Genomic DNA, 23315 nt, shown 5'->3' on the forward strand with positions numbered 1-23315 from the left:
TTTCCGTTGCCGCACGGCACCGTTCACATGATTGACAACACACAGCGTTACGTTCTGTTCGCGCCCTTCCCTATGATGATTCCCCGTAGTCGGCACGTAGCCGGGGGGACCATGCCATCGACCGGACGGAAGCTGGAGCTGCGGTTACTCGGCCCCATGGAGATCCGCTACGACGGCCGGCCGCACGCGGTGTCGGCGCCGCGCCTGCGCACCGTCCTGGGGACCCTCCTCCTGCGGGCGAACGAGGTGGTCTCCCTCCAGCACCTCGCGGACAGCGTCTGGGAGGAGGCCATGCCGGCCGACCCGGCCAACCAGATCGCCGCCTGCGTCTCCCGGCTGCGCCGGACGTTCCGGCAGATGGGGGTGGAACAGGACGTCCTCGTCACCCAGCAGCCCGGCTACCGCTTCGTCACGGACGGCGTCTGGCTGGACACCCTGGCCTTCCGGGAACTCCGTGAGGAGGCCCGCCGCCACCAGGAGGCGGACGACCCCCGGCGCGCCCTCGCCGCACTGAGGTCCGCGCTCGCCCTCTGGCGCGGCCCCGTCCTGTCCGGCGCCGCGAGCCGGGCGTGGCAGCCGGAGCTGCGGCGGTGGGAGGAGGAACGTATCGCCGCGCACGAGGCCCGCTTCGACACGGAACTGAGCCTCGGCCTGTACGAGGACCTGATCTCGGGGCTGTCCCTGTTCGTCCAGCAGCATCCGCTGCTGGAGCGGCCGCGCGCCCAGTTGATGCTCGCCCTGTCCCGTTCCGGCCGCCGGGCCGACGCGCTCCGGCTCTACCACGACACGGCCCGGCTCCTCAGGGACGAACTGGGCGTGTCCCCCGGGCCGGAACTGCGCCGCGCGCACGAACGGCTGCTCCACGGCGCGGAGGGCCGCGACACCCCCGAACCCGAGCCGCCCGCGGTGCCGGCCGCCTCCCCGGCCCACCACCCGCCCGCACGGCCGGCGCGGCCCGCCGCCGGGCAGCCGAAGGTCCCCTGCCAGTTACCGGGCGACCTCGGGGAGTTCGTCGGCCGCGAGGACGAGACGCGCCACCTCCTGGAGGTGCTCGCCCCGGGCGGCACGACCACGCCCGTGGCGCTGGTCGTGGGCCCCGGCGGCACGGGCAAGACGGCCCTCGCCGTACACGTGGCGCACCGCCTGAGGTCCGTGTTCGACGAGGGGCAGCTCTACGTCGACCTCCGCGGCCTGGACACCCATCCCGTGTCCGCCGAGGAGGCCCTGGCGCGCTTCCTGCGCGAGCTCGGACTCTCGGGCGCCGCCATCCCCGGGTCCCTGGACGAGCGCGCCGCCCTGTTCCGCAGCCTCATCGCCGGCCGGCGCATGCTCCTCGTCCTGGACAACGCCGGCGACGCGCGACAGGTCGTCCCCCTGCTGCCCGGCACGGGAAGCTGCGGTGTGCTGGTCACCAGCCGGTCCAGGATGACGACCGTTCCCAACGCGCGGGTGCTGGAACTGGGCGTCTTCGGCCGGCGGCACGCGCACGAGCTCCTCAGGAGGCTGGTCGGTGACGAACGCCTCGCCGCCGAGCCCCACACCTCCGACGAACTGGTCGAGTACTGCGGCCGCCTGCCGCTCGCCGTGCGGATCGTCGGAGCCAAACTGGCCTCGAAGCCCCACTGGCCGCTGCACAAGGCCGCCGCGCGCCTGGCCGACGAGCGGCGCCGGCTCGACGAGCTGACCCACGAGAGCCTGGCGGTGCGCAGCACCCTCGAACTCTCCCACCAGGGGCTGAGCCCGGCCGCGCGGAAGCTGTTCCGCCGACTGGCGCTGCTGGAGGTGCCCGACTTCTCCGACTGGGTCTGCGCGCCCCTCCTGGACGCGCCGCTCACCGAGGCGGAGGACCTCCTCGACGAGCTGCTGGACACGCGGCTCGTGGACGTCATCAGCCCGCCCGGCAGCACACGGCCGCGGTACCGGCTCCACGACCTCGTGCGGCTGTTCGCCCTGGAGTGCCTGCGCGAGGCGGAACCGAAGGTGGAGTGGGAGGCCGCCGTCCAGCGGGTCGCGGAGACCACCCTCGCGCTCGCGGGCATCGCCCACCGCAGGATCTGCGGCGGTGACTTCACCGTCGTCCACGGCACCGCCTCCCTGTCGTCGGTGCCGTCCGACGTCGTCGAGAGGACGACCGGCGACCCCCTCGGGTGGTACGAGGCGGACCGGCCCACCATCACCGCGCTGTGCCTCCAGACGGCGGAGCTCGGACAGGACGAGCTGGCCTGGGACCTGGCGGCCACGTCCCGCTGCCTGTTCAGCGTCCGGTTCCACTTCGACGACTGGCTCCTCACCCACGACGGCGCCCTCGCCGCCGTACGGCGGCAGGGCAACCGGAGGGGCGAGGCGGTCCTGCTCCTCGGCCTCGGCGACCTGTACCTCACGCGGCGCCAGTACGACCGCGCCGTCCCCCTGCTGGAGGAGTCCCGACGGCTGTTCCACCTGGTCGGGGACTGCCACGGGTACGCGCTGGCGCTGCGCAAGGCCGCGTGCGCCGACCGCGTCCTGGGAAGGCCCGAACGGGCCCTCGCCCGCTGGCAGGAGTGCCTCCCGCTCCTCCGCGCCGCCGGAGACCTGGAGGCGCAGGCGCAGGTGGTGCGCTGGATGGCCCAGACGGAGCTCGAACGGGGACGGCGCGAGGAGGCGAGGGCCTTCCTGCGGGACGCCGAGCGCCTCGTGACGTTCTTCCACGGGCGCAGCGCGGCACAGGTGCGCCTCAGCCAGGCCGACCTCCACCTGGCGGAGGAGCGGCTCGGCCCGGCGTACGAGGCGTACGGGAGGGGACTGCGGGACGCCACGGCGCTGGGGGACCTCAGCGGGCGCTGCGCCGCGCTGCTGGGGCTGGGCACGGTGGACGTGCGCCGCGGCGGGCTCCCGCAGGGCGAGGAGCGGCTACGGCAGGCGCTGGACCTCGCCCGGAGCATCCAGGACCCGCTGCTGGAGTCCGAGGTGCTCCTCAGCCTCGCCGCCGCGCGCAGGGCCGCCGGGGACGCCGCCGGGTCGGTGGCCCTGCTGCGGACCGGGGCGGCCCTGTGCCGCCGGATGCGGGCCCCGCTGCGCCTGCGGCGCTTCCTGGACGCCCTCGCCGGTCACTCCGCGGAGGTGGCCGGCAGCTCCACCACGTAGGTGTCGCGGCCCTCCCGGGCGCGGAGCACCACCCGGTGCCGCTCCCCGTCGTGCCCGGGGACGACCTGCAGGGTCCGTTCGTCGCTCCACCCGCGGAAGCGGAACTCCCCGGCCCCGAGGTGTTGCAGCGCGCAGAAGGGGCGGCCGGCGAGGACCAGCAGGGGGGTCCCCGCACGTACGTCGACCTCCGCCCGCACGGTCGTCCGTCCGGCGGTCCCGGGAAGCCGGTGGCCGGGCTGCTCCCAGTTGGCGAACGTCTCCGGCAGGGGAAAGCGGCACCGGTACGCGCGCAGGCCCTCCGGCGGCAGCGGCACCTCCGGCCGGTGCACGAGGACGCCCGGCCCCGTGAGCAGCCGCCGCAGGGCCCTGGGGAACAGCGCGGCCAGCTCCGCGGTGTGACACACGTCCACCAGGAGCTGGACGGTCTCGTGCCCCTCGTCGTTGACCAGGGCGTGGGCCCGCCAGGCGGCCGAGAACCAGACGGTTCCCGGCGTCCAGGTGAGGGTCTCCCGCGGGAAGACGGTCCGGGTCCCCGGCCCGCCGACGACCGGGAGGTGGAGGCGGCACAGGCCCCACGGCGGACCGAGTTTCGCCGACTGCAGGTGCGTGTACCTCGTACCGGGCGACAGGGCGATGAGCCGCACACCGCGCGGCGGGGCGGGCAGCCGGGCCAGGATGTCCTGGACCGACGGGAGGCAGGGGAGCCACCGGGTCGGCAGGAAGTCCTGGAGGCCGGGGCCGCCGGGGTCGACGCGGCGCACGTCCCCGCCGGGGCTGATCAGCGGCAGCACCCGGCGCCCGACGGCGGCGGACAGCGGGGACCCGTACCGCCCGGTCAGCCGCACGAGCTCGGCGCGCAGCCGGTCGGGGTCGTACCGCTCCGACAGCTCGGCGCTGTTGGGCAGGTCCCTCCCCCCGGGGTCGAAGCCCCGTGCCGCACCCGTCGCACACCTCCCGGTCATACGCCTCACCCGAACTGGTCGAAGCCCAGTTTGACGACCATGCAGGCCACGACCACGAGCAGCACGGTGCGGACGAAACCGGAACCGCGGCGCAGCGCGGTCTTCGCCCCGACGCGCGCGCCCGCGACGTTGCAGACGGCCATGGCCGCTCCGAGGAGCCAGAGCACCTGGCCCTGGGCGGCGAACACGGCGAGCGCCCCGAGGTTCGTGCCGACGTTGACGACCTTCGCCAGCGCCGAGCTCTGGAGGAACTCCAGGGACAGCAGGCTGGTGAACACCATGATGAGGAACGTGCCGGTGCCGGGGCCGAAGATGCCGTCGTAGAAGCCGATCCCGCAGCCGGCGAGGGCGACGACGAACAGTTTCCGGCGCCGGCTGACCGCGTCCGCGTCCTGGAGGGCGCCGAAGCTCGGCTTCGCCGCGACGAAGGCCGCCACCGCGATGAGCAGCGCCATGATGACCGGTCTGAACCAGTCGGCGGGCAGGGAGGAGGCGGACAGCGCCCCGAAGCCGGCGGCCGGCACGGCCAGGCCGGCCGCCGGCAGGGCGACGGAGCGGTCCAGCTTGGTGCGGCGCGCGTACGTGACGGCCGCGACGGTGGTGCCGGTGATGGCGGTGAGCTTGTTCGTGCCCAGCGCCACGGCGGGGGGCAGATGGGGGAAGGCGACCATCAGCGCCGGGATGAGGACGAGCCCGCCCCCGCCCACCACGGCGTCCACCCAGCCCGCGGCCGCCGCCGCGGCCAGCAGCCCGCCCACTCCTACAGCATCCAAGGCCCAACCCCCTGCTCGTTCACTGTCCGTCGCCGCCCGATCCCGCCATCGCTGTCAGAACACCCCGGAGATCTGCGCCAGTTCGGGCAGCACGCGGGGCCGGGGCATCATCCGTTCCGTCCAGCGGGGGATCGCCCGCAGCGAGTAGCAGCGGCGCAGCCAGCGGTCCCGGCCGTCGAAGTGGGGGGTGAACGCCGAGCGGCCGTGCGCCGCGATGTGGTTGTCGACCACCACGAGGTCGCCGGGGGCGAGCACGAACTCCTGGCAGACCTCTTCGAGCGCCTCGGACAGGGCCTTCAGGGCGGCGCGGGCCTCGGGGTCGACGGCGGTGGTGGTGTGCGAGTTGAACCGCATGAAGAGGTCGGGCTCCTCGCCGAAGAGCACCGGGTGAGGGCCGGAGGCCGGCCGCGGGCCGGCGATGTTGCGGGAGAACGACGTCGGGTAGGCGCTGCTGAAGACGGGCATGCGCAGGAGCTCCCGCTGCCGGGAGGTCAGCAGCGGGTACGCGTGGCGTATGGACGCCACCCGGGTCGCCGCGACCCCCTCGTGGTCCTGCCGCAGGCACAGCAGCCCCAGGAAATCCGGACGCAGCGGGTGGTGCACGTTCTCCGTGTGGAAGTCGAAGGCCACCGCGCCGCTGTTCTCGATGCGCTGCTCCTCGCCGGGGACGGGGTGCACCTCGTGGATCAGCGCACCGGACTTCTCGTCCTCGTAACCGATGAGGGTTCCCAGCAGGTCGGCGACCAGCGTCAGCAGCCCGGTCGTGCCGTGCGGCCCCAGCCGCTGGCCCCCGTGCTCCCGGGGGGTGGCGGGCACGTCGCCCACGGGCAGGCCACGGACGAGCACCACGCCCTGCGGGGACGCGCCGCCCGAGAAATCGATCAGTGTCCTGCGCAGTTCCGCCGGCATGTCGAGCAGCAGGTTCGCGAGGTCCACCGTCGCGGCGCCCTCAAGCCCGGCCGCCTTCGTGGCCAGCTCCCAGATCCGGGTCGCCTCGGCCCCCCGCAGGCGGTACTCGCCGGACGCCTGAGTCCTCACGCTCATCGTTCGCTTCCTTCCCCACGGTCACGTGCCTGGTCGAGTAGGCGGGGAAGACGCTAGGGGCGACCGGTGCCGCTTCGGTGTTCACCCCGTGTCGGAACGATGTCCGCGGCCGACACCCGGCGTCGCGCGAGGGGGCCGGGGCCGTCGGGCGGGGCGACCGGCCGGGCCGTCAGGCGCGCTCGCGCGCGAACAGCTCCAGGTGGCCGCACTGGGGGCAGCGGGCGGCGTCGATCTGCCAGCGGGGGCGGCCCATGCGTTTGGCGCCGCCCAGCATGCCGCGCTCCAGGGGACCGGCGATCCAGCGGGCGTAGCCGCGGGAGTGCTCGCCGTCGTCCTCGATGAATCCGGGTTCCAGGTCGACGGCCCCGCACTGGGTGCACTTCAGGGTGTCCATCCGTCGAGCATAGGATCCCGGGCCGCGCCGGGCGTGCGGCTCGCCCTCGTGCCGCCCGGGCGGCGTACGGCTCGGGTGGCACGGCCGCCGCCGGGGCGCCGGGCGGGCCGGCCGCCGCGGTCGTCGCCACCGCCCCGGGGGCCCGCCCCCGTCCCGCCGGAACCGGCGGCGGGCCCGGCGGCGCCCGGCGGGCGCGACCGGCCTAGTCGAGCATGTCGGGGAAGTAGCTGTCGTGGCGGAGCTGGAAGTCGCGCAGCTCCTCGCGACCGCGCTGGGCGAACTCCGCGATCCGTTCGAAGTACTCCTCGCGCGGCGCGCCGGGGGAGAACAGCATCAGCATCGACGCCGGGTCGTCGGAGTCGTTCTTGAAGGCGTGCAGTCCGCCGACCGGCACGTACAGGAAGTCGCCCTGGCGCCCGGTGACCCAGCGGTCCCCGTCGTACAGCCGGACCTCGCCCGACAGGACGTAGAACGACTCGGAGATCGTGCGGTGGAAGTGGGTCCGGGCGCCCGGCGCCTTCGGGCCCATGTCGACCTTGTACAGGCCGAACTCGCCGCCCGTCAGGGCATGGCCGGCGAGGTAGTGGGTGGTGGTGCCCGAGGGGGAGACGACGTCGGGCGCGGTGTCGGCGGACCTGAACACCGCGTTGATCTCTCCGCCGTCACCGAGGTAGCGCGGCTGCGGATAGGACACGGCAACTCCTTCACGAGACGGGGCTCACCGCACTCTCACCCATCGGGGCCGCTCCCGTCACCGGGGTTTTCGGGACGCGCGGTGCGGCGGCCCGCGACCGACGCCGGGAGCCGGGGCCCGGGCGGGGCGCGGCACCGCGCTGGCGACGGCCGGCCGGGGTGCCGGGCGACCGGTCCGGGTGCCCGGCGGCCGGCCCGTTCACGTACGAGGTCCTTCCCCGTGCGGCGCGGGACGTGGTGCCGGGACGTGGTGCCGGGACGTGGACCTCCCGCAGCTCCTCGGCGGGTGGGGGCGGGACTTCCCGCAGGTGGGAGGGGAAACCTCCTGGGCAATGTCAGTGGCGGTCCCTACCATGGTCGTCAATTCCGAGTCCTTCCCGGTGCCGCGCCCCGCGCGCCACCGAGACCGGGCCGGGCCCATTGCGCATCGTGAGGGGGGGACCCCGCGATCGCCCGACCCGCACCCGCGGCCGCCGTCCGGGGCCGCGCGGCTGCTCCCAGCTGCCCATGAACCTTGCCTCACCCGAAACGCCCGGCTCGCCCGAGCCGTCCGCGCCCTCCGTCAACACCTTCCAGGTGGACCTCCGGGGTCTGGTGGACCTGCTGTCGCACCACCTGTACTCCAGCCCCCGCGTCTACGTCCGCGAGCTGCTGCAGAACGCCGTGGACGCCGTCACCGCGCGGCTCGCCCACGACCCGTCGGCGCCCACCCGCATCCGGCTCACGGCCACCGGCGACGCCGTCGTCATGGAGGACACCGGCGTCGGGCTCACCGCCGAGGAGGTGCACACGCTCCTCGCCACCATCGGCCGCAGCTCCAAGCGCGACGCGCTCGACAGCGCCCGACAGGAGTTCCTCGGCCAGTTCGGCATCGGGCTGCTCGCCTGCTTCGTCGTCGCCCGGCAGATCCGCGTCGTGTCCCGGTCGGCCCGCAAGCCCGACGAGCCGCCTGTGGAGTGGCTGGCCGGCGACGACGGCTCGTACACCGTGCGGACCCTCCCCGACGAGGCGCGCCCCGAACCCGGCACCACCGTCCGCCTGGAGCCCCGGCCCGGCGCCGAGGAGTGGACCGACCCCCAGCGCGTCGCCGAACTGGCCGGGGACTTCGGGTCGCTGCTGCCGTACGAGGTCACCTTCACCGGCCCGGACGCCACCGACCGGCCGCTGACCGAGCGGCCCGCCGTGTGGGACCGGCCGTACCCGACGCCCACCGCCCGCCGCGTCGCCCTCGCCGGGCACTGCGCGCGCGTCTTCGGGTTCACCCCGCTCGACTCCGTCGACCTGGACCTGCCCGTCGCCGGCGTACGGGGCGTGGCGTACGTCCTGCCGTCCGCCACCAGCCCCGCCGGCCGCGCCGCCCACCGGGTCTACCTCAAGGGCATGCTCCTCACCGACCGGGCGGACAACCTGCTGCCCGACTGGGCGTTCTTCGTCCGCGTCGTCCTCGACACCGACACGCTGCGTCCCACCGCGTCCCGCGAGAACCTGTACGACGACGAGACCCTCGCCGCCGTGCGCGACGCGCTGGGCGGCCGCATCCGCGAGTGGCTGGCCGAGCTCGCCGCCGGTGACCCCGACCGGCTGGCGGCCTTCCTCTCCGTCCACCACCTCGGCGTGAAGTCGATGGCGCGGCACGACGCCGAGCTGTTCCGGTTGATGCTGCCGTGGCTGCCGTTCGAGACCAGTGACGGCCAGGTCACCCTGGACGAGTTCGTCCGTGCCCACCCCCACGTGCACTTCACCCGCACCGTGGAGGAGTTCCGCCAGGTCTCGCCCATCGCCGCGGCGCACGGCCTCGGCGTCGTCAACGGCGGCTACACGTACGACACGGACCTCATCGCCCTGCTCCCGCAGGTCAGGGAGGGCGTCACCGTCGGCGAGCTCGACGCCGGAGCCGTCACGGCCCACCTCGACCCCGTCGACCCCCGGCGGGAGCTGGCCCTCTCCGGGTTCCTCGCCACCGCCCGGGCCCGGCTCGACGCCCTCGGCTGCGACGTCGCCCTGCGCGCCTACCAGCCGGTCACCGTCCCGGCGCTCTACCTCGACGACCGTGAGGCCCGGCACGAACGCGACCGCGCCGCCGCCGAAGAGGGCGCCGACCCGCTGTGGAGCGACATCCTCGGCGCCCTGCGCGGCGCCGCCCCGCGCGCCCGCCTCGTCCTCAACCACAACAACCCCCTGGTCCGCCGCATCGCGGCGATCACCGACGCCGAACTGGCCGGCACGGCCGTCGAGTCCCTGTACGGGCAGGCCCTGCTCATGGCGCAGCGCCCCCTGCGCCCCGCCGACACGTCCCTGCTCAACCGGGCCTTCCTCGGGCTCCTGGAATGGGCGACGCACCCGACCACCACCGCCCGCGACCCCCAGGAGGACGACCAGTGACCGCCGCCGAGCACTCGCCCGAGGCCGTACGCCGAGCCCTGTGGGAGAACGACCGCGCCCCGAACGGCCTCCTCCGCAACGCCCGCGCCGAGGAACTGGTCGCCGCCGCCGAGGCCACCGGCGACCGCGACCTGCTGCGCCACGCCCTGTTCGGCGTCATCCGGGCGTACGAGTACAGCACCGAACGCGGCAGGATGCTCGTCCCGTTCGCCCGCCTCCTCCAGGAGTGGGACCGCGACCCGTCCGCCTTCGACAGCGGTGACACCCACACGTTCCACTGGATGTTCAAGTGGGTCAGCTCCGGCATGCTGACGCTCCCGGAGGTCCCGCTGGCCACCATGGAGCAGTGGCTCGCTGAGATGGAGCGCCGCTACCGCACCGCCGGGTACACCGAGCGGGCCGTCCGCCAGGCCGAGTTCGAACTCGCCGACGACACGGGCGACACGGGCAGGGCGGCGCGCGCGTTCGCCGCGTGGACGGCGGCCGACCGCGACCCGATGGCCAACTGCCACGCCTGCGAACTCAACGACCAGGGCTCCTACTGGCTGAGCCGGGGCGACGACGACAAGGCGCTGCGCACCTGGGCGCCCGTCCTCGACGGCACGAAGAGCTGCATGGAGGAACCGCACCGCGTCCTCGCCGAGTCCCTGCTGCCGCTGGTGCGCACGGGCCGCGTCGACCAGGCGCGCGCGAACCACCTGCGCGGCTACCGCATGGTCCGCGGCAACGAGAGCCTCCTGCCGTCGACCGGCCTGCACATCGAGTTCTGCGCCCTCACCGGCAACGAGGCCCGCGGCCTCGAACTGCTCGCCGAGCACGCCTCCCACCTCGCCTCGGACGGCAACCCGTGGGCCCGGCTTCACCTGCTGACGGGCACGCTCGTCCTGCTCCGCCGGCTGCTCGCCCTCGACACAGGCGACCAGCCGGCCGTCCCGTACGCCGGGCGGCAGTGCACCGTGCGGGACCTGCACGACCTCCTCGACGCGGAGGCCGCGGCGATCGCCGCCCGCTTCGACGCGCGCAACGGCAGCACCGTGGTCTCCGGCCGGCTGAAGGCCCGGCTGGAGCAGGGGCCCCTGCTGGCAGCCCTGCCGCTCGGCGTGCGGGCGGCGCGCCCGGTGCCCGCGGTCGCGGCGCCAGTCCCGGCCACGGCGCCCGGCCCCGTACGGGAGGACGGGGCCGCGCTGCCCGATCTGGTCGCCGAGGCGCGGCGGCTGCGTACCGACGGGCATCCGCGCGCCGACGTCGTCTGGGAGCGGGTGGCCGCCCTCGTCGCACGGTCGGGCGCCACGCCCGACCCGCTGCTCGCCGCGGACCTCCTGGACCAGCGGGCCCTCGCCGCCGGACGCGCCGACGACGCGTCGGCCCGTGAGCTGTTCGAGCGGGTCGCCGCCGCCTACCGGGCCGCGGGCGCACCGGGCCGGGCCGTGCTGGCCGAACTCCGCGCCGCCACCGCGGCGATACGGGCCGGCGCGGAACCCGAGGAGGCGCGCGCCCTTCTCGCGACCGCCGCCGCCTCCGCGGAGGCGCTCGACCCGGCCGACCCGGTGCGGATCCGCCGCGTCGCCGCGGCCGCGCTCCTGCGCGCGAAGCTGGAGGCGATGCTGGACCACGACGCGGACGACCACGGCGCCGCCCGTCTCGACGCCGGCCTCGCCGCGTTCGAGGAGCGGTTCGCGCCGTACCCCGACGCGCCGGGCGACGGCGTGGAGGACCTGCTCGCCGAGGCGGACGAGACCCGCGCCGACCTGGCGTGGCGGGCGGGCGACCCGGCGACCGCCGACGAACTGCTGACCCGGGCCGCGCGGCGCACCCTCGCGGCCGGCCACCCCTGGGAGGCCGTCGCCCCCCTCACCACCCGGGCCCGACTCCTGCTGAGAGTCGGCCGGGCCGCGGAGGCGGAGGAGTCCGCGCGGGAGGCGTACGCGTACGGCGCCGAGCTCACCGCCCCGCACGAACTGGCGGGGGTCCGCCTCACCCTGGCCGAGGCGCTGTACGCGCAGGACGGCAAGGAGGCGGAGGCCGCCGGATACGCCCTGGAGGCGGCGCACTGGTACGACGCGGCGGGCGACTCCGCCGGCGCCGGGGCGTACGCGCGGCTGGTGCTCGCGGAGTCCCTCGGCGAGGCGGGGCGGTCCGCCGAGGCCGCCGAGGTGCTGGAGTCGGCCCTGCCCGACCTGCTGGAGCACGGCGACGAGCAGGCCGTACGGGCCCGCGACGTCCTGGCGCGGAACCTGCGGGCGCTCGGTGACCACCGGGCGGCGGCGGAGCAGTACCTCCTCGCGGCCGAGGTCGCCCGGGGCTGGGACCACCAGGGGGCGCACGCCCAACTGGCGACGCTCGCCGCCGAGTGCCTGGCGCAGACGGGCGGTCTGCGCGACGAGGCGGTCGCCGCGTACCACCGGGCCGTCGAACTGTGGGCGGCCGTGGGCGACCCGGCCCCGCTGGCCCGGGCGCTGCGTTCCGCGGCCTGGCTGGAAGCGGGGCGCGGCGACCGGGAGGCGGCGAGGGAGCTGATGGCCCGGGCGCTGGCGGCCGTGGAGGGCGAGGAGCCGGTGCTGCTCGCGGAGCGCGCCCACACCTGGGCGCAGACGGCGCGACTGCTGCTGGACGGACTCGACGAAGACGCCGAAGACGACGCAGGCGGGGGCGGCGGGGAGTCGGCCGGTGCGGTGCGCCGCGAGGCGGTGGACCTGCTGCGCAGGGCGGAGGAGGCGTTCGCCGCCCTCGGCCCGGACGCGGTCGGGGAACGCGTCCGCTGCGCCGTCCACGCGGCGTGGCTCGACCGGGACCTGGGCCGCGCGCCCGAGGCCACGACGCGTCTGCGCGCCCTCGTGGCGGAGCTCGACACCGTTGACACGGAGGAGGCCCGCCAGGTGCTGACACGACTGCGCCGCGCCCTCGACGCGTTCGTACGGGAGGACTGAAGGCGGGGCGCCCGGCCCGGTGGGGCCGGGCGCCCACACCCGACGCCGGGGGGAGCGGCAGGGCCCGGGGACGGCCGGGCCCCGCCGCGGTCACAGGGGGGAGGGTTCCGGCTCCGGCGGTCTGACCGGCTCGGCGAGCATCGCGCTGTGGCGTTCCGACCAGTTCTCCAGGGCCGTGCGGCAGGCGTGGTCGAGGTGGTGGAGACCCGAGAGGTCCAGTTCGACCGGACGGTCGTGGGGGAGGGACTCCAGGGTGTCCAGGATCTTCGGCAGGCGCAGGAAGGTCGCGTTGCCGGACAGACGGGCCCGGACGGGGCCGACGCCCTCGTCGACGACCGCCACCCTGATGTGCGACGCGTCCCACGCGGCCTTCGCGACGGACAGGGCGAGGCCGATGAGCACGCCCTCGAACATGTTCACCGCGACGATCGCCACCGCCGTCACCACCAGGATCAGCGCCTCCCCGCGGTGCGCGCGCCACAGCGAGACGACGGCGCGCAGCGGGATCAGCTTCCAGCCCGCGTGGACGAGGATGCCCGCGAGTGCCGCCAGGGGGATGAGCCCCAGGGCGGCCGGCAGCAGCGCCGCGAACAGCAGCAGCCAGACGCCGTGCAGCACCCGGGACGCCTTCGTCCGCGCGCCCGCCTGCACATTGGCCGAGCTGCGGACGATCACCGCGGTCATCGGCAGCGCGCCGAGCACGCCGCAGACCGCGTTGCCCGTGCCCTGGGCGATCAGCTCCTTGTCGTACTGGGTGCGCGGCCCGTCGTGCAGCCGGTCCACGGCCGCCGCGCTGAACAGCGACTCCGCCGACGCGATCAGCGCGAACGCCAGGACGGTGCCGAGCAGGGCGACGTCGCCCAGCTTCCCGAAGGCGTCGAGGCCGGGCGGCTGGACGGCGTCCAGCAACCCGGCCACCTCCACGGTCGCCACCGGCAGCGCGAACAGCTGCGTGGCGGCGGTGGCCAGGACGACCGCGGCGAGCGCGCCCGGCACCGTACGGACCCGCTTCGGCAGGCGCTGCCACAGCACGATCACGGCGATGGTGCCCGCGCCGACGGCGAGCGAGACCAGCGCCGAACCGCTGCCGGCGACCTCCACGACCGCGCCGGGCAGGCCGGTGATCTTGTCCAGTCCGGAGGCGGGCGCCTCCACCCCGGCGGCCGCGTACAACTGGCCGGCGATGATGACGAGTCCGATGCCGGCGAGCATGCCCTCCACGACGGACACCGAGATGGCCCGGAACCAGCGGCCCCACCCCAGCGCGCCCAGGGCGATCTGGAGGGCGCCCGCCAGCAGCACGATCACGCCGAGGGCGGGCAGGCCGAACTCGTGGACGGCCTCGAAGACGAGCACGGTCATGCCCGCGGCCGGTCCGGACACCTGGATGCTGCTGCCGCGCATCAGGCCGGTGACGAGGCCGCCCACGATGCCGGTGACCAGGCCGAGCTCGGCGGGCACACCGGAGGCGACGGCGACGCCCAGGCACAGCGGGACGGCGACGAGGAACACGACGAGGGAGGCGGCGAAGTCCTGCCGCAGGTGGGGGAAACGGGACAGCACGGTGATCTCCCGCCTCACAGGGACTCGAAGGCGTCGGTGTCCGCGCGGTGCTCCCGCACGGCCCCCGTGTGCACCTCGTAGTACCAGCCGCGCAGTCTGAGCCGGCCGTCCTCCAGGCGCCGCGCGACGCACGGGTACGAGCGCAGCCGCAGCAGTTGGGCCAGCACGTGGTGCTGTACGGCCTCGGCGACGGCCGGGTCGTCGGCCGGTCCCGGCGCCGGCTCGGGCGCGGCGTGCGCCAGCCATTCGCGCACCGCCGGTACGGAGCTGAGGTCGTCGCCCCGGACCAGCGCGCCGACGGCACCGCAGTGGGAGTGGCCGCAGACCACCACGTCGCGCACGCCGAGGACCTCGACGGCGTACTCGATCGTGGCCGCCTCGCCGGTGGGCCGGCCGGTGGCGTACGGGGGAACGATGTTGCCCGCGGTGCGCAGCTCGAAGAGCTGGCCGGGGCGGGCGCCCGTGATCAGGGCGGGGACGACCCGCGAGTCGGAGCAGGTGACGAAGAGGACCTCGGGCGACTGGCCTTCGGCGAGCTTGGCGAACTCCTCAGGGCGCCGTCCGAACGTACGGGCGTTGTCGATGAGGGGCTGCATCAGGTGATTCCTCCTGGCGCGCCGCGATGGCGCGTCGGACCGACGGAGACAGAACCGGGTGGACGGCGCCGCTCAGCAGCGGAAGACCTGGAGGTCGGCCTGGGTGGGCGCGGTGCGGGGTCTCTCCCGGTGCGGCAGGGGGCCGGGGCCGGCCCACCGGTGGCGTTCCGGCGAGTCCGCCGCGGAGGACGGGTGGGCGGCCACCGGGAGGAGGAGCGCGTGGGCGCCGGCGCGGTGCCGGTCGCGTCCGCGCGTCGCGCCGTTGACGGAGGCTCCGGACTGCTCGCACTCCCTCGACCCGGTGAGCGCCTGCTGCCCGGCTGCCGGGGCGTGGGCGCGGTGCGTCTCGGCACCGGCGTACGGGCCCGCGGCACGGGCCTGCGCCGGGGCGGCGAGGGCCAGCAGGTGCACGACGGCGAGGGCGAGGGCCGCCAGGGGCAGGACGAGGAGGGCCAGGACGGCGGGCGGGGCCGTCCTGACCGGCTTCGACGACCGCATGCGCCCTCCCTCCCTTCCTCGGTCACGGACTCCGGCTTCACCAAGGCCATCTAAAGCCATGGTCAATGGAGAGTAATGTCGGTTGAGGGGGTGGAGCCGTGAAGACACGGTGAACGGAGGGAATTTCCGACGGGAAAGCGCCGCGGGTTGGCGGAAAACTAGATCAGGCTCCAGCGGACGGCGCAGGCCACGGCCTGGGCGCGGGTACGGGCCTGGAGGCGGCCCATCAGCTCGTACACGGTGTTCTTCACCGTGTGCGGCGAGCACGACAGGGTCTGGGCTATCACCGCGTTGCCGTGGCCCTCCGCCATCAGGGACAGCACCGAGTGCTGCCGCGGGGTCAGGCGCGGCGGGTCCGCGGCGGTCGCCCCGCCGAGCAACTGGACCAGCGCGGCGTACGGTACGCGGCTGTCGCCGTGCCAGGCGCCGTACACGGCGGCCGCCAACTGCGCGGGCGTCAGGTCCGACGAGCGGAGCACCGCCCGGACGCCGGATTGCAACGCGTCCCGCAGGCCGGACGCCGACACCGTGTCACAGACCGCCAGGAGCCGGTGGCCGGGGCCGGGGCACAGGGCCACGGCCTCCTCGACGGTCGCGGCGACCGCCACGGTGACCGTGCCGGGCCCGGCGGACGGTTCGATGCCCGCCTGGCGCAGCATCGCCCCGACCCGCCCGGTCGCCGCCGAACGGCCCGTGGCCGGCACCACGCTCACCCGCACGCCCGCCACCGTCGTCGCCGCTGTCACTGCTGTCGCTGTCGCCACCGTCGCTGTCGCCGCCGGGGCCGGCGGTGTGGCCTGGGCGAGCGCCGCCGTCACAGCAGCCCCGTCCGCAGCGCGTAGGCGACGGCGTGCGCACGGTTGCGCAGCCGGAACCGCCGCGTGATGTCGTGCACGACGGCCGTCACCGTACGGGGCGAGTAGCACAGGCGCCGGGCGATCTCGTTCGTCTCGTGGCCGTCCGCGACCAGGCGCAGCACCGACCGCTCCCGGTCGTCCAGGCTCACCCCCGCCCACGCGGGGGAGGATCCGCCGGCGCCCGCGCCGCCGGCCTCCGCGTGCTTGAGCAGCCGGTCCAGCAGGTCGGGCGGCAGGGTGCAGTCGCCGCGCGCGGCCGCCAGCGCGGCCCGGGTGAGCCGAGCGGCGTCCGCCTCGCAGCGGCGCAGCAGGCCCCGCGCCCCGGCCGCCAGGGCGTGCAGGGCGTCCCCGGGGGCCAGCCGACTGGCGACGAGGACCACCTCCGGCTGGGACGGGGCCTCACGTACCGACCGCAGGGCGTCCAGCTCGGAGGGGGACACCTGATCGACGGTCATCACGACGACCCGCGGCTCATCCGCCGCGGTGGTGAGGGCGATCTCCGGACACGCCGACAGAGTGCTCCGGATGCCGGCCTCCAGCACCGGGTCCAGGGCGACGACGCTGACGAGCACGGGTTCTCCCACCGAGTCCTCCAAACATGCGACGTGGTTGCGGCACTGGTCCCAGCGTCCGGCCGGGCCCCGCGCCGGACATCGGGCTCCCGCCCCCACATTTCCGCCCGCCTCCCCACCCCGGAGGACCGGGACGGGGAAGCGGGTACGGCAGGGGCGGGCGGGGAGGACGCCGCGGCGGCGCGAAGAGGGTGCCGGGGCCCCGCCGCAAAGCCGCCCCGGGGCCGCCGCGGGGCGGGACGGCGGGCGGGTCGGCGGGGCGGACGGGGTGCCGCGGCGGGCGCCGGGAAGCCCGTGCGCGGACGGGCCGCCGGGCGTCGTCCCCCACCCCCGTACGCGGCCTGGGGGCGTCTCCGCGGAATATGGGGGAGAGGCCCCCATGCGCCCGCCGCCGGGCTCTGGGAGTTTCGTTGCCGTGACTGACACCGCCCTCGTCCGAGAAACCCGGCTCGGCCCGCTGCCTTCCGCCTGGTGGGCCCCCGGCCTCACCCTGCGGGAACGGCTGACCGCGCCGGACGCCCCCGCACCGGTCGCCGCGCCCGGCGCGGACACCCCGGTGCCGTGGTCCGTCGGGGACGCCGCGGGTTTCACCGGCCGCCTGGCCGCCCTCGGCGTCGGCGAGGACGTGGCCCTCGGACTCGCCGCGGAACCGGCCGGCCGCCTCGCGGCGCGCGCCGCCAAGCCGGAGTGGGCCCGCTTCGTCGAGGGCGCCCTGGCCGCCGGGGCCCGTGCGCCGCACCCGACACGGGACGACGCGGCGCCCGCCGAGGGGCCCGCCGTGTTCCTGCCGGTGCTCCGGCCGCTCGTCACGGCGGCCTGGGCCGTCGCCGCCGCACGGCTCCGCACCTCCCCCGGCGACACCGCCGCGGCCCGCACGGCGTTCACCGCGCTGCTGGGCGACCGGCTGGCCCGCCAGGCGGCCCGCACCCTCGTCACGGAGCTGCACCACGCCCGTGCCGGCGGCCGGCTGACCGGCGCCACCCCGCGGGACAGGTTCGCCGCCTTCCTCGACGGCCTGCGCACCCCCGGCGCGCTGGCCGCGCTGCTCGCCCGCTACCCGGTCCTCGCCCGCATGCTGGGCGAGACCTGCCTCAACACGGCGGCGGCCACGGCCGAGTTGCTGGAGCGCTACGCCGAGGACCGCCCCGCCGTCGTGGCGGAGCTGTGCGGCGGCACCGACCCGGGCCCGCTCGTCCGCGTCGACCTCGGCCGCGGCGACGCCCACCAGGGCGGCCGGTCCGTCGCCCTCCTCCACTTCGCCCGCGGGCGCACCGTCGTCTACAAGCCCCGCCCCCTCGACCAGCACACGCTGCTGGACCGGGCCGTGGCCTGGCTCAACGGGAAGACGCCCGGCCTGGGACTGCGCACCCCCCGCTCCGTCCGCCGGGCCGACCACGGCTGGATGGAGTTCATCGAGCACCGCTGGTGCCGCGGCCCCCTCGAACTCGACCGGTTCTACCGCCGCCAGGGCGCGCTGCTCGCCCTGCTGTACGCGCTCGACGGCGTGGACATGCACTACGAGAACGTCATCGCCTGCGGCGACCAGCCCCTCCTCGTCGACGCCGAGACCCTGCTCCACGCCGACCTGCCACAGGCGGCGACCGCCGGCCCGGACCCGGCCGCGGAGGCCCTGCGGACCTCCGTCCACCGCACCTGCCTGCTGCCCAGCCTGCTCATCGGCGACAACGGCGCCCTCGACATCTCCGGGCTCGGCGGCGCCGACGGGGAGGCGTATCCCAGCGACGGCATGCGCTGGGAGGGTTCCGGCACGGACGGGATGCGCATGGTGCGCGGCCCGGTCCGCAGCGCCGCCGCCCAGAACCGGCCCGTCCCGGACGCCCGGCCGGTCCGGCACGCCGACCACCGCGCCGCCCTCCTGGAGGGGTTCCGGGACGCCTACGGGACGATCACCGCCCACCGCGGGGAACTCCTCGCCGGCCTCCTCGACCGCTGGGCGGACGGCAGGGGCCGGCTCATCGCCCGCTCCACCCGCCTCTACGCCGCCCTCCTGGAGGAGTCCACGCACCCCGGCGTCCTCGGTGACGCCCTCGCGCGGGAGTCGGTGTTCTCCCTGCTGTGGACCGAGTCCGCCCACGACCCCGTCCGGCAGCGGCTCGTCGAGCACGAGATCGCCGACCTGTGGGCCGGTGACGTGCCCTTCTTCGGCCACCGCCCCGCGCAGGCGGCCGTGTGGACGGCCCGCGGCGCACGCCTCGACGGGGTGCTCCCGCGGCCCGCCCTCGACGCCGCGCGCGGCAAGATCGCGGCGATGGGCGAGGTCGACCGCTACGACCAGGAGTGGATCGTCAACGCGACGCTCGCCGTCGCCCAGGCCAACTCCGGCGCGTCGGGCCCGCGTTCCGAACTGTCCGTGCACCCCGCGGCGCCCGTCGCGCCCGACGCCTCCCGCATGCTGAGCGCGGCCTGCGGCCTCGCCGACGAGATCGCGGCCCGCGCCGTGCACGGCGGCGGACGCGTCAACTGGCTGGGCCTGGAGGAGGTGGCCCCCGGCCACTGGGCGGTACTGCCGATGGGCGGTGGGCTGGCGCAGGGCTACTGCGGTGTCGCCCTCTTCCTCGCCCAGCTCGGCGCCCTCGCCGGCGCGCAGCGCTACACCGACCTCGCCCGGCAGGCCGTACGCCCCCTCCCCGGCCTGCTGGCCGCGCTCGCCGGCGACCCCGCGCTGGGCGCCGCCGCGGGCCCGGGCGCCCTGCACGGGCTCGGCGGCATCGTCTACGCCGTCGCCCGGTTGGCCCCGCTGCTCGACGACGGACTGCTCGCCCACCTGCCCACCGCGCTCGACGCCCTCGAACACGCCGCGTGCGGCGACGACCCGGACGGACCGCCCGCCGGTCTCGCCGACGGCCTCGCCGGAGCGCTGGCCGCCGCCCTCGCCGCCCACCGCACCGGCGCGGCACCCGGCGCGGCCGGCCTGGCCCACCGGCTCGCCGACCGGCTCCTCGGCCCGGCGGGGAAGCCCTCCGGCGACCCCGGCTTCGCCCACGGCGACGCCGGTGTGGGCTGGGCCCTGCTGCGGTACGCGGCGGCGTTCCCCACCGACCCCACCGACCCCGCCGGAGCGTCGGGGTCCGCCCCGGAGCCGTGCGCCGCGGCCGGCGCCGCCCTGCTGCGCTCCGCCCTCGCGGCCGACCGGGGCGACCCCGGCTCCGCCCGCGGCGACGCGAGCCTCGGCTGGTACGCGGGCCTGCCCGGCACCGCCCTGGCCGCCCTGGACGCCCTGCCGCCCGGCGAGGGGCCGCCCACGGCCGCGGACGCCGACCGGTGGGTGCGCCTCGTCGGCGGCCCCGTCCGACCCGGCGACCTGAGCCTCCGTCACGGCACCCCGGGCGCCCTGGAACTGCTGGCCGCGCTCGCCGCGCGCGGACACGACGGGGCCCGGGAGGCGCTGACCCGCCGGGCCGGCGAAGTGCTCGGCGGCCTCGAACAGTACGGCCACCGCTGCGGCACCCCCGGCCACGTCCCGTCCCCGGGCCTGCTCACCGGCCTCTCCGGCATCGGCCACCAGTTGATCCGGCTCGCCTTCCCGGACGAGGTCCCCTCCGTCCTGCTCCTCGACACCCACCGGCGCGGCTGACCACCGGCCGCCCGGCGCACCGCACCACGACCCCGCACCTCCCTCTCCCGCCCGCCTCGCGAAAGGTGACCACCGCCATGCGGAAGACCCCCGCCACCGCCCCGTCCGCCGCCTCCGCCCCGTCCGCCGCCGAGGAGACCACCGCCACCGAGCAGACCGCCGCCGCTCCCGCCGCCGACCCCGCCGGCGGCCTCGCCCTCTCCGGCCGCAACCGGGCCTGCGCCCGCGCCCGCGCCCTGTCCGGCATGGTCCTCACCAGCGGCATCGTCATCACGCTCAGCTCCTTCGACACGAGCGTCTCCCTGCCCAACGTGCACGGCTGACCCGGGCGCCGCCCCGCCGCCGGGACGGTGCGGCGGGGATCGGGCGGCTTCCGTACCCGTTGACCGGTTCGCAGTGGTGAGCACTAGCATGCGTTCATGCGTTCACATGTTCCGCACATCGTCGGGCGTGACTCCCAATTACGGGAACTCGCGCGTACGTTGGGCGACGCGTGCGCACAGCGCGGGCGGGGCGTGTTCCTGGTCGGCGAGGCGGGCATCGGCAAGACCCGGCTCGCCGCCGAAGCGGTCGGCATGGCCGTCGACAACGGGATGCGCGTCCTGCGGGGCCGGAGCACCACCACCGGCCCCGCCGTCCCGTTCCGGCCGCTCACCGAGGCCCTGATGTCGCTGTTCCGCGGCGGCGAACCCCTGGACGACCTGCCGCTGGGGCCCTACCGGCCGGTCCTCGGGCGGCTCATCCCCGACTGGGGAGGCGAGGTCCAGGCCGGCAGCTCCATGATCGTCCTCGGGGAGGCGGTGCTCCGCCTGCTCATCGCCACCGGCAGGGACCGCGGCACCCTGCTCCTCCTGGAGGACCTGCACGACGCGGACCCCGAGACGCTGGCCGTGGTCGAGTACCTGGTGGACAACCTCGACCAGGCCCCCGTCGTCCTGCTGGCCACCATCCGCACCGAGCCCTGCGACGCCCTCGACCTGGCCGAGTCGGCCCGCTGGCGGCGCGTGGGCACCGTCCTCGACCTGGCCTCCCTCACCCGCGCCGAGGTGTCCGCCCTCGCCGCCTCCCAGCTCGGCACCGACGTCGGACGGGTCCCGGAGGCCGCCCTGGAGCGGCTGTGGGAGGACAGCGCGGGCAGCCCCCTCCTCGTCGAGGAACGGCTCCAGTCCATGATCACCAGCGGGTCCCTGGTCAACGGGGACGACGGCTGGAAAGTGGTGGGCGACCTCCGCGGCGACGTCTCCACCTCCCTGGCCAAGGGCCTCCTCCAGCGGATCGACCGGCTCGGCCCCCAGGGGAGGAACCTGTTCTCCGCGGCCGCCGTGATCGGCCGCCGCTTCCCCCTCACCGTGCTCCAGGACGTGACCGGCGTCGACGACCGGGAGCTCCTCAGCCACCTCCACGCCGGGGTCGCCTCCCGGCTCGTCGTCCCCGACGAACCCGCCCCCGACTGGTACGCCTTCCGCCACCCGCTCACCGTCGAGGCGCTGTTCACCCAGCTCACCCCGGGCCGGCGCGCGGAACTCGCGGGCCGGGCGGCCACTGCGGTGCAGGCGCTCCACCCGGAGCTGGAGGGCGACTGGTGCCAGTTGGCCGCCGGGCTGCGCTGTGAGGAGGGCGACGTCACCGAGGCCGGGCGCCTCTTCGGGGAGGCCGGCCGGCGCGCCCTGACGGCCGGCGCGATCAGCTCCGCCGTCACCCTGCTGTCCCGCGCCGAGCGGCTGCTGGCCGACAGCGGTGACGCCACCCGCCGCGCCGAGGTGCTGGAGACGCTGCTGCCGGCGCTCGCCGAGACCGGCGACTTCGACCGGGCCTTCAGTCTCGCCCGCGAGCTGAACGCCCTCGCCGGGACCGACCTGACCGTCCACCGCCTCGCCGCCCTGCACACCCGCCTCGCCAAGGTCGCCCACACCGCCGGCCGCTGGGAGGACGGCAACCGCGCCATCACCCACGCCCGCGCGCTGCTGCGGCGCAGCCCCGACGAGCGGGTCACCGCCCTCGTCGACGTCGCCGCCGCCTACCTGGCCCTCGACACCCCCGGCCCCGACTGCACCCAGAAGGCGGAGAAACTGGCCCGCTCCGCCCTCCAGGCCGCCGAACGCCACGCGCTGCCCTCCGCCGTCTGCCAGGCGTGGGAACTGCTCGCCACCCTCGCCCGGGAGCGGGACTTCGACGAGTCGACCGCCCTGCTGGAGGCCGCCCTGCTCACCGCCGAGCAGCACCGCCTGCCGCTCCAGAGGATGTACGCGCTCACCCGGATCGGCGGCAACAACTGGCTCACCGACGGCAGTACGGGCCCCCTCCTCGCCGCCCGCGAGGAGGCGCTGCGGGTCGGCTCGGCCACCATCGTCCACACGATCGACGGCATCCTCGTCCTCGACGCCGTCCTGCGCGGCGACTTCGACACCGCCCGGCGCGCCGGCGACGAGTGCCTCGCCGTCGTCCAGCGGCTCCGCCTCGCCCCGGCCAGCCGGTACGTGCTGATGGCCCAGGCCACCCTGGCCGCCCACCGGGGCGACCGGCCCGCCATGGAGCGGGCGCTGGTCGCGTTCGCCGAGTGGGAGGGCGCCGGCTCGCAGGAGGAGCCGCTGACCCTCGGGCTCGCCCGGGCCTTCTGCGCCCTCATGGAGGAGGACCGCCCCGGCGCCGTGCGGGCGCTGCGCGAGGTGGCCGAGCTGGAGCACGCCAACCCCAGCACGTACTACCTGAGCGGCCGGTACGGCGTCGGCGTCCTCCTCGACGTGCTGTCCGGGGACGCCGGGCGGCCCGACCAGGAGGAGATCGCCGCGACCGCCCCCGGCCGCATGCGGTGGAACCGGCAGTTCGTGCTGTTCGCCGACGCCGTGCTGCTCGGCCGGGAGGGTCGGCCCGCCGAGGCCGGCGAGGCCGCCGCCGAGGCGCTGCGCGCCGCGGAGCCGTACCCGACCGCCCTCCACCTCGCGCTGCGGCTGCTGTCCGAGGAGGCCCACGCCAACGGCTGGGGCGAACCCGTCGCCTGGCTCCGCCGCGCCGAGCACCACTTCCACCAGACCTCCGTCCCCGCCGTCACCAACGCCTGCCGCGCCGCCCTGCGCCGCCTGGGCGCCCCCGTCCACCAGCACCGCACCGGCAGCAGCCGCATCCCCGAGGAGCTGCGCGCCCTCGGCGTCACGGTCCGCGAGTACGAGGTGTTCCAACTGCTCCCGGAGCGGCTGGGCAACAAGGAGATCGCGGACCGCCTGTACATCTCGCCCCGCACGGTCGAGAAGCACATCGCCAGCCTGGGCACGAAGACCGGCCGGACCAACCGGGCGGCGCTGTGCGAGTTCTCCGTCTCCTTCGCGTCCTGACCGGGCG

Annotated in this window: 16 protein-coding genes; 6 read left to right on the forward strand and 10 right to left on the reverse strand. The window is 75.9% G+C overall.

Annotation, left to right across the window (positions count from 1 at the left end; translation table 11 throughout):
- Nucleotides 1-111: 111 nt before the first annotated feature.
- A complete protein-coding gene (locus RND61_RS28420) occupies nucleotides 112-3123 on the forward strand; it encodes an AfsR/SARP family transcriptional regulator (RefSeq protein WP_315881002.1) in 3012 nt (1003 codons plus the stop codon).
- Here RND61_RS28420 and RND61_RS28425 read toward each other — a convergent pair.
- The 5 genes from RND61_RS28425 to RND61_RS28445 form a co-directional block, all read right to left on the reverse strand.
- Nucleotides 3087-4085 (reverse strand): hypothetical protein, encoded by a 999-nt coding sequence (locus RND61_RS28425; RefSeq protein ID WP_315881003.1) that lies wholly within the window; start codon nucleotides 4083-4085, stop codon nucleotides 3087-3089. The two genes, RND61_RS28420 and RND61_RS28425, sit on opposite strands and share 37 nt — an antisense overlap.
- 5 nt (nucleotides 4086-4090) lie before the next feature.
- The gene (locus tag RND61_RS28430) at nucleotides 4091-4858 is read right to left on the reverse strand and encodes a TSUP family transporter (protein WP_315881004.1); all 768 of its coding nucleotides are present in this window, start codon (nucleotides 4856-4858) and stop codon (nucleotides 4091-4093) included.
- 54 nt (nucleotides 4859-4912) lie between these two features.
- Nucleotides 4913-5902 (reverse strand): TauD/TfdA family dioxygenase, encoded by a 990-nt coding sequence (locus tag RND61_RS28435; RefSeq protein ID WP_315881005.1) that lies wholly within the window; start codon nucleotides 5900-5902, stop codon nucleotides 4913-4915.
- Nucleotides 5903-6071: 169 nt separating this feature from the next.
- Nucleotides 6072-6296, reverse strand: coding sequence for a hypothetical protein (locus RND61_RS28440; protein ID WP_315881006.1), 225 nt, complete (start codon nucleotides 6294-6296; stop codon nucleotides 6072-6074).
- 202 nt (nucleotides 6297-6498) lie between these two features.
- The gene (locus tag RND61_RS28445; RefSeq protein ID WP_315881007.1) at nucleotides 6499-6990 is read right to left on the reverse strand and encodes a cupin domain-containing protein; all 492 of its coding nucleotides are present in this window, start codon (nucleotides 6988-6990) and stop codon (nucleotides 6499-6501) included.
- A 506-nt stretch (nucleotides 6991-7496) separates the two neighbouring features.
- Here RND61_RS28445 and RND61_RS28450 point away from each other — a divergent pair.
- Both RND61_RS28450 and RND61_RS28455 read left to right on the forward strand, forming a co-directional pair.
- Complete coding sequence (locus RND61_RS28450; protein WP_315881008.1) at nucleotides 7497-9371, forward strand: HSP90 family protein; 1875 nt, start codon at nucleotides 7497-7499, stop codon at nucleotides 9369-9371.
- Entirely contained in the window at nucleotides 9368-12298 is a 2931-nt protein-coding gene (locus RND61_RS28455; RefSeq protein ID WP_315881009.1) for a tetratricopeptide repeat protein, read from the forward strand. The genes RND61_RS28450 and RND61_RS28455 overlap by 4 nt, the downstream gene beginning before the upstream one ends.
- A 90-nt stretch (nucleotides 12299-12388) precedes the next feature.
- Here the strand turns inward: RND61_RS28455 and RND61_RS28460 are convergent, their stop codons facing one another.
- The 5 genes from RND61_RS28460 to RND61_RS28480 all read right to left on the reverse strand — a co-directional run bounded on the left by RND61_RS28460 (nucleotide 12389) and on the right by RND61_RS28480 (nucleotide 16396).
- Nucleotides 12389-13861 carry a SulP family inorganic anion transporter gene (locus RND61_RS28460; RefSeq protein WP_315881010.1) on the reverse strand — a complete coding sequence of 491 codons (1473 nt, stop codon included), beginning with the start codon at nucleotides 13859-13861 and terminating at the stop codon, nucleotides 12389-12391.
- Nucleotides 13862-13875: 14 nt separating this feature from the next.
- The gene (locus tag RND61_RS28465; RefSeq protein WP_315881011.1) at nucleotides 13876-14457 is read right to left on the reverse strand and encodes a carbonic anhydrase; all 582 of its coding nucleotides are present in this window, start codon (nucleotides 14455-14457) and stop codon (nucleotides 13876-13878) included.
- 72 nt (nucleotides 14458-14529) lie between these two features.
- On the reverse strand, nucleotides 14530-14955 hold the full coding sequence (locus tag RND61_RS28470) for a hypothetical protein (RefSeq protein WP_315881012.1): 426 nt from the start codon (nucleotides 14953-14955) through the stop codon (nucleotides 14530-14532).
- 158 nt (nucleotides 14956-15113) lie between these two features.
- Nucleotides 15114-15701, reverse strand: a complete 588-nt coding sequence (locus RND61_RS28475) for a LuxR C-terminal-related transcriptional regulator (RefSeq protein WP_315881013.1) — start codon at nucleotides 15699-15701, stop codon at nucleotides 15114-15116.
- 68 nt (nucleotides 15702-15769) lie between these two features.
- Nucleotides 15770-16396, reverse strand: coding sequence for a helix-turn-helix transcriptional regulator (locus tag RND61_RS28480; protein WP_315881014.1), 627 nt, complete (start codon nucleotides 16394-16396; stop codon nucleotides 15770-15772).
- A gap of 403 nt (nucleotides 16397-16799) precedes the next feature.
- On the opposite strand from RND61_RS28480, the gene RND61_RS28485 reads away from it, so the two are divergent.
- The 3 genes from RND61_RS28485 to RND61_RS28495 all read left to right on the forward strand — a co-directional run bounded on the left by RND61_RS28485 (nucleotide 16800) and on the right by RND61_RS28495 (nucleotide 23308).
- Entirely contained in the window at nucleotides 16800-19979 is a 3180-nt protein-coding gene (locus RND61_RS28485; protein WP_315881015.1) for a type 2 lanthipeptide synthetase LanM family protein, read from the forward strand.
- 77 nt (nucleotides 19980-20056) lie between these two features.
- Complete coding sequence (locus RND61_RS28490) at nucleotides 20057-20302, forward strand: hypothetical protein (RefSeq protein WP_315881016.1); 246 nt, start codon at nucleotides 20057-20059, stop codon at nucleotides 20300-20302.
- Between the two features lie 96 nt (nucleotides 20303-20398).
- A complete protein-coding gene (locus tag RND61_RS28495) occupies nucleotides 20399-23308 on the forward strand; it encodes a helix-turn-helix transcriptional regulator (RefSeq protein ID WP_315881017.1) in 2910 nt (969 codons plus the stop codon).
- The last annotated feature ends 7 nt before the right edge of the window (nucleotides 23309-23315 follow it).

Source organism: Streptomyces tamarix, assembly GCF_032423885.1.
GTDB lineage: Bacteria > Actinomycetota > Actinomycetes > Streptomycetales > Streptomycetaceae > Streptomyces > Streptomyces tamarix.

Coding starts and splice junctions, on each gene's coding strand:
- RND61_RS28470 (WP_315881012.1), bottom strand. CDS start 14,955: ATGCGGTCGTCGAAGCCGGTCAGGACGGCCCCGCCCGCCGTCCTGGCC.
- RND61_RS28450 (WP_315881008.1), top strand. CDS start 7,497: ATGAACCTTGCCTCACCCGAAACGCCCGGCTCGCCCGAGCCGTCCGCG.
- RND61_RS28425 (WP_315881003.1), bottom strand. CDS start 4,085: ATGACCGGGAGGTGTGCGACGGGTGCGGCACGGGGCTTCGACCCCGGG.
- RND61_RS28495 (WP_315881017.1), top strand. CDS start 20,399: ATGCGTTCACATGTTCCGCACATCGTCGGGCGTGACTCCCAATTACGG.
- RND61_RS28420 (WP_315881002.1), top strand. CDS start 112: ATGCCATCGACCGGACGGAAGCTGGAGCTGCGGTTACTCGGCCCCATG.
- RND61_RS28465 (WP_315881011.1), bottom strand. CDS start 14,457: ATGCAGCCCCTCATCGACAACGCCCGTACGTTCGGACGGCGCCCTGAG.
- RND61_RS28435 (WP_315881005.1), bottom strand. CDS start 5,902: ATGAGCGTGAGGACTCAGGCGTCCGGCGAGTACCGCCTGCGGGGGGCC.
- RND61_RS28440 (WP_315881006.1), bottom strand. CDS start 6,296: ATGGACACCCTGAAGTGCACCCAGTGCGGGGCCGTCGACCTGGAACCC.
- RND61_RS28490 (WP_315881016.1), top strand. CDS start 20,057: ATGCGGAAGACCCCCGCCACCGCCCCGTCCGCCGCCTCCGCCCCGTCC.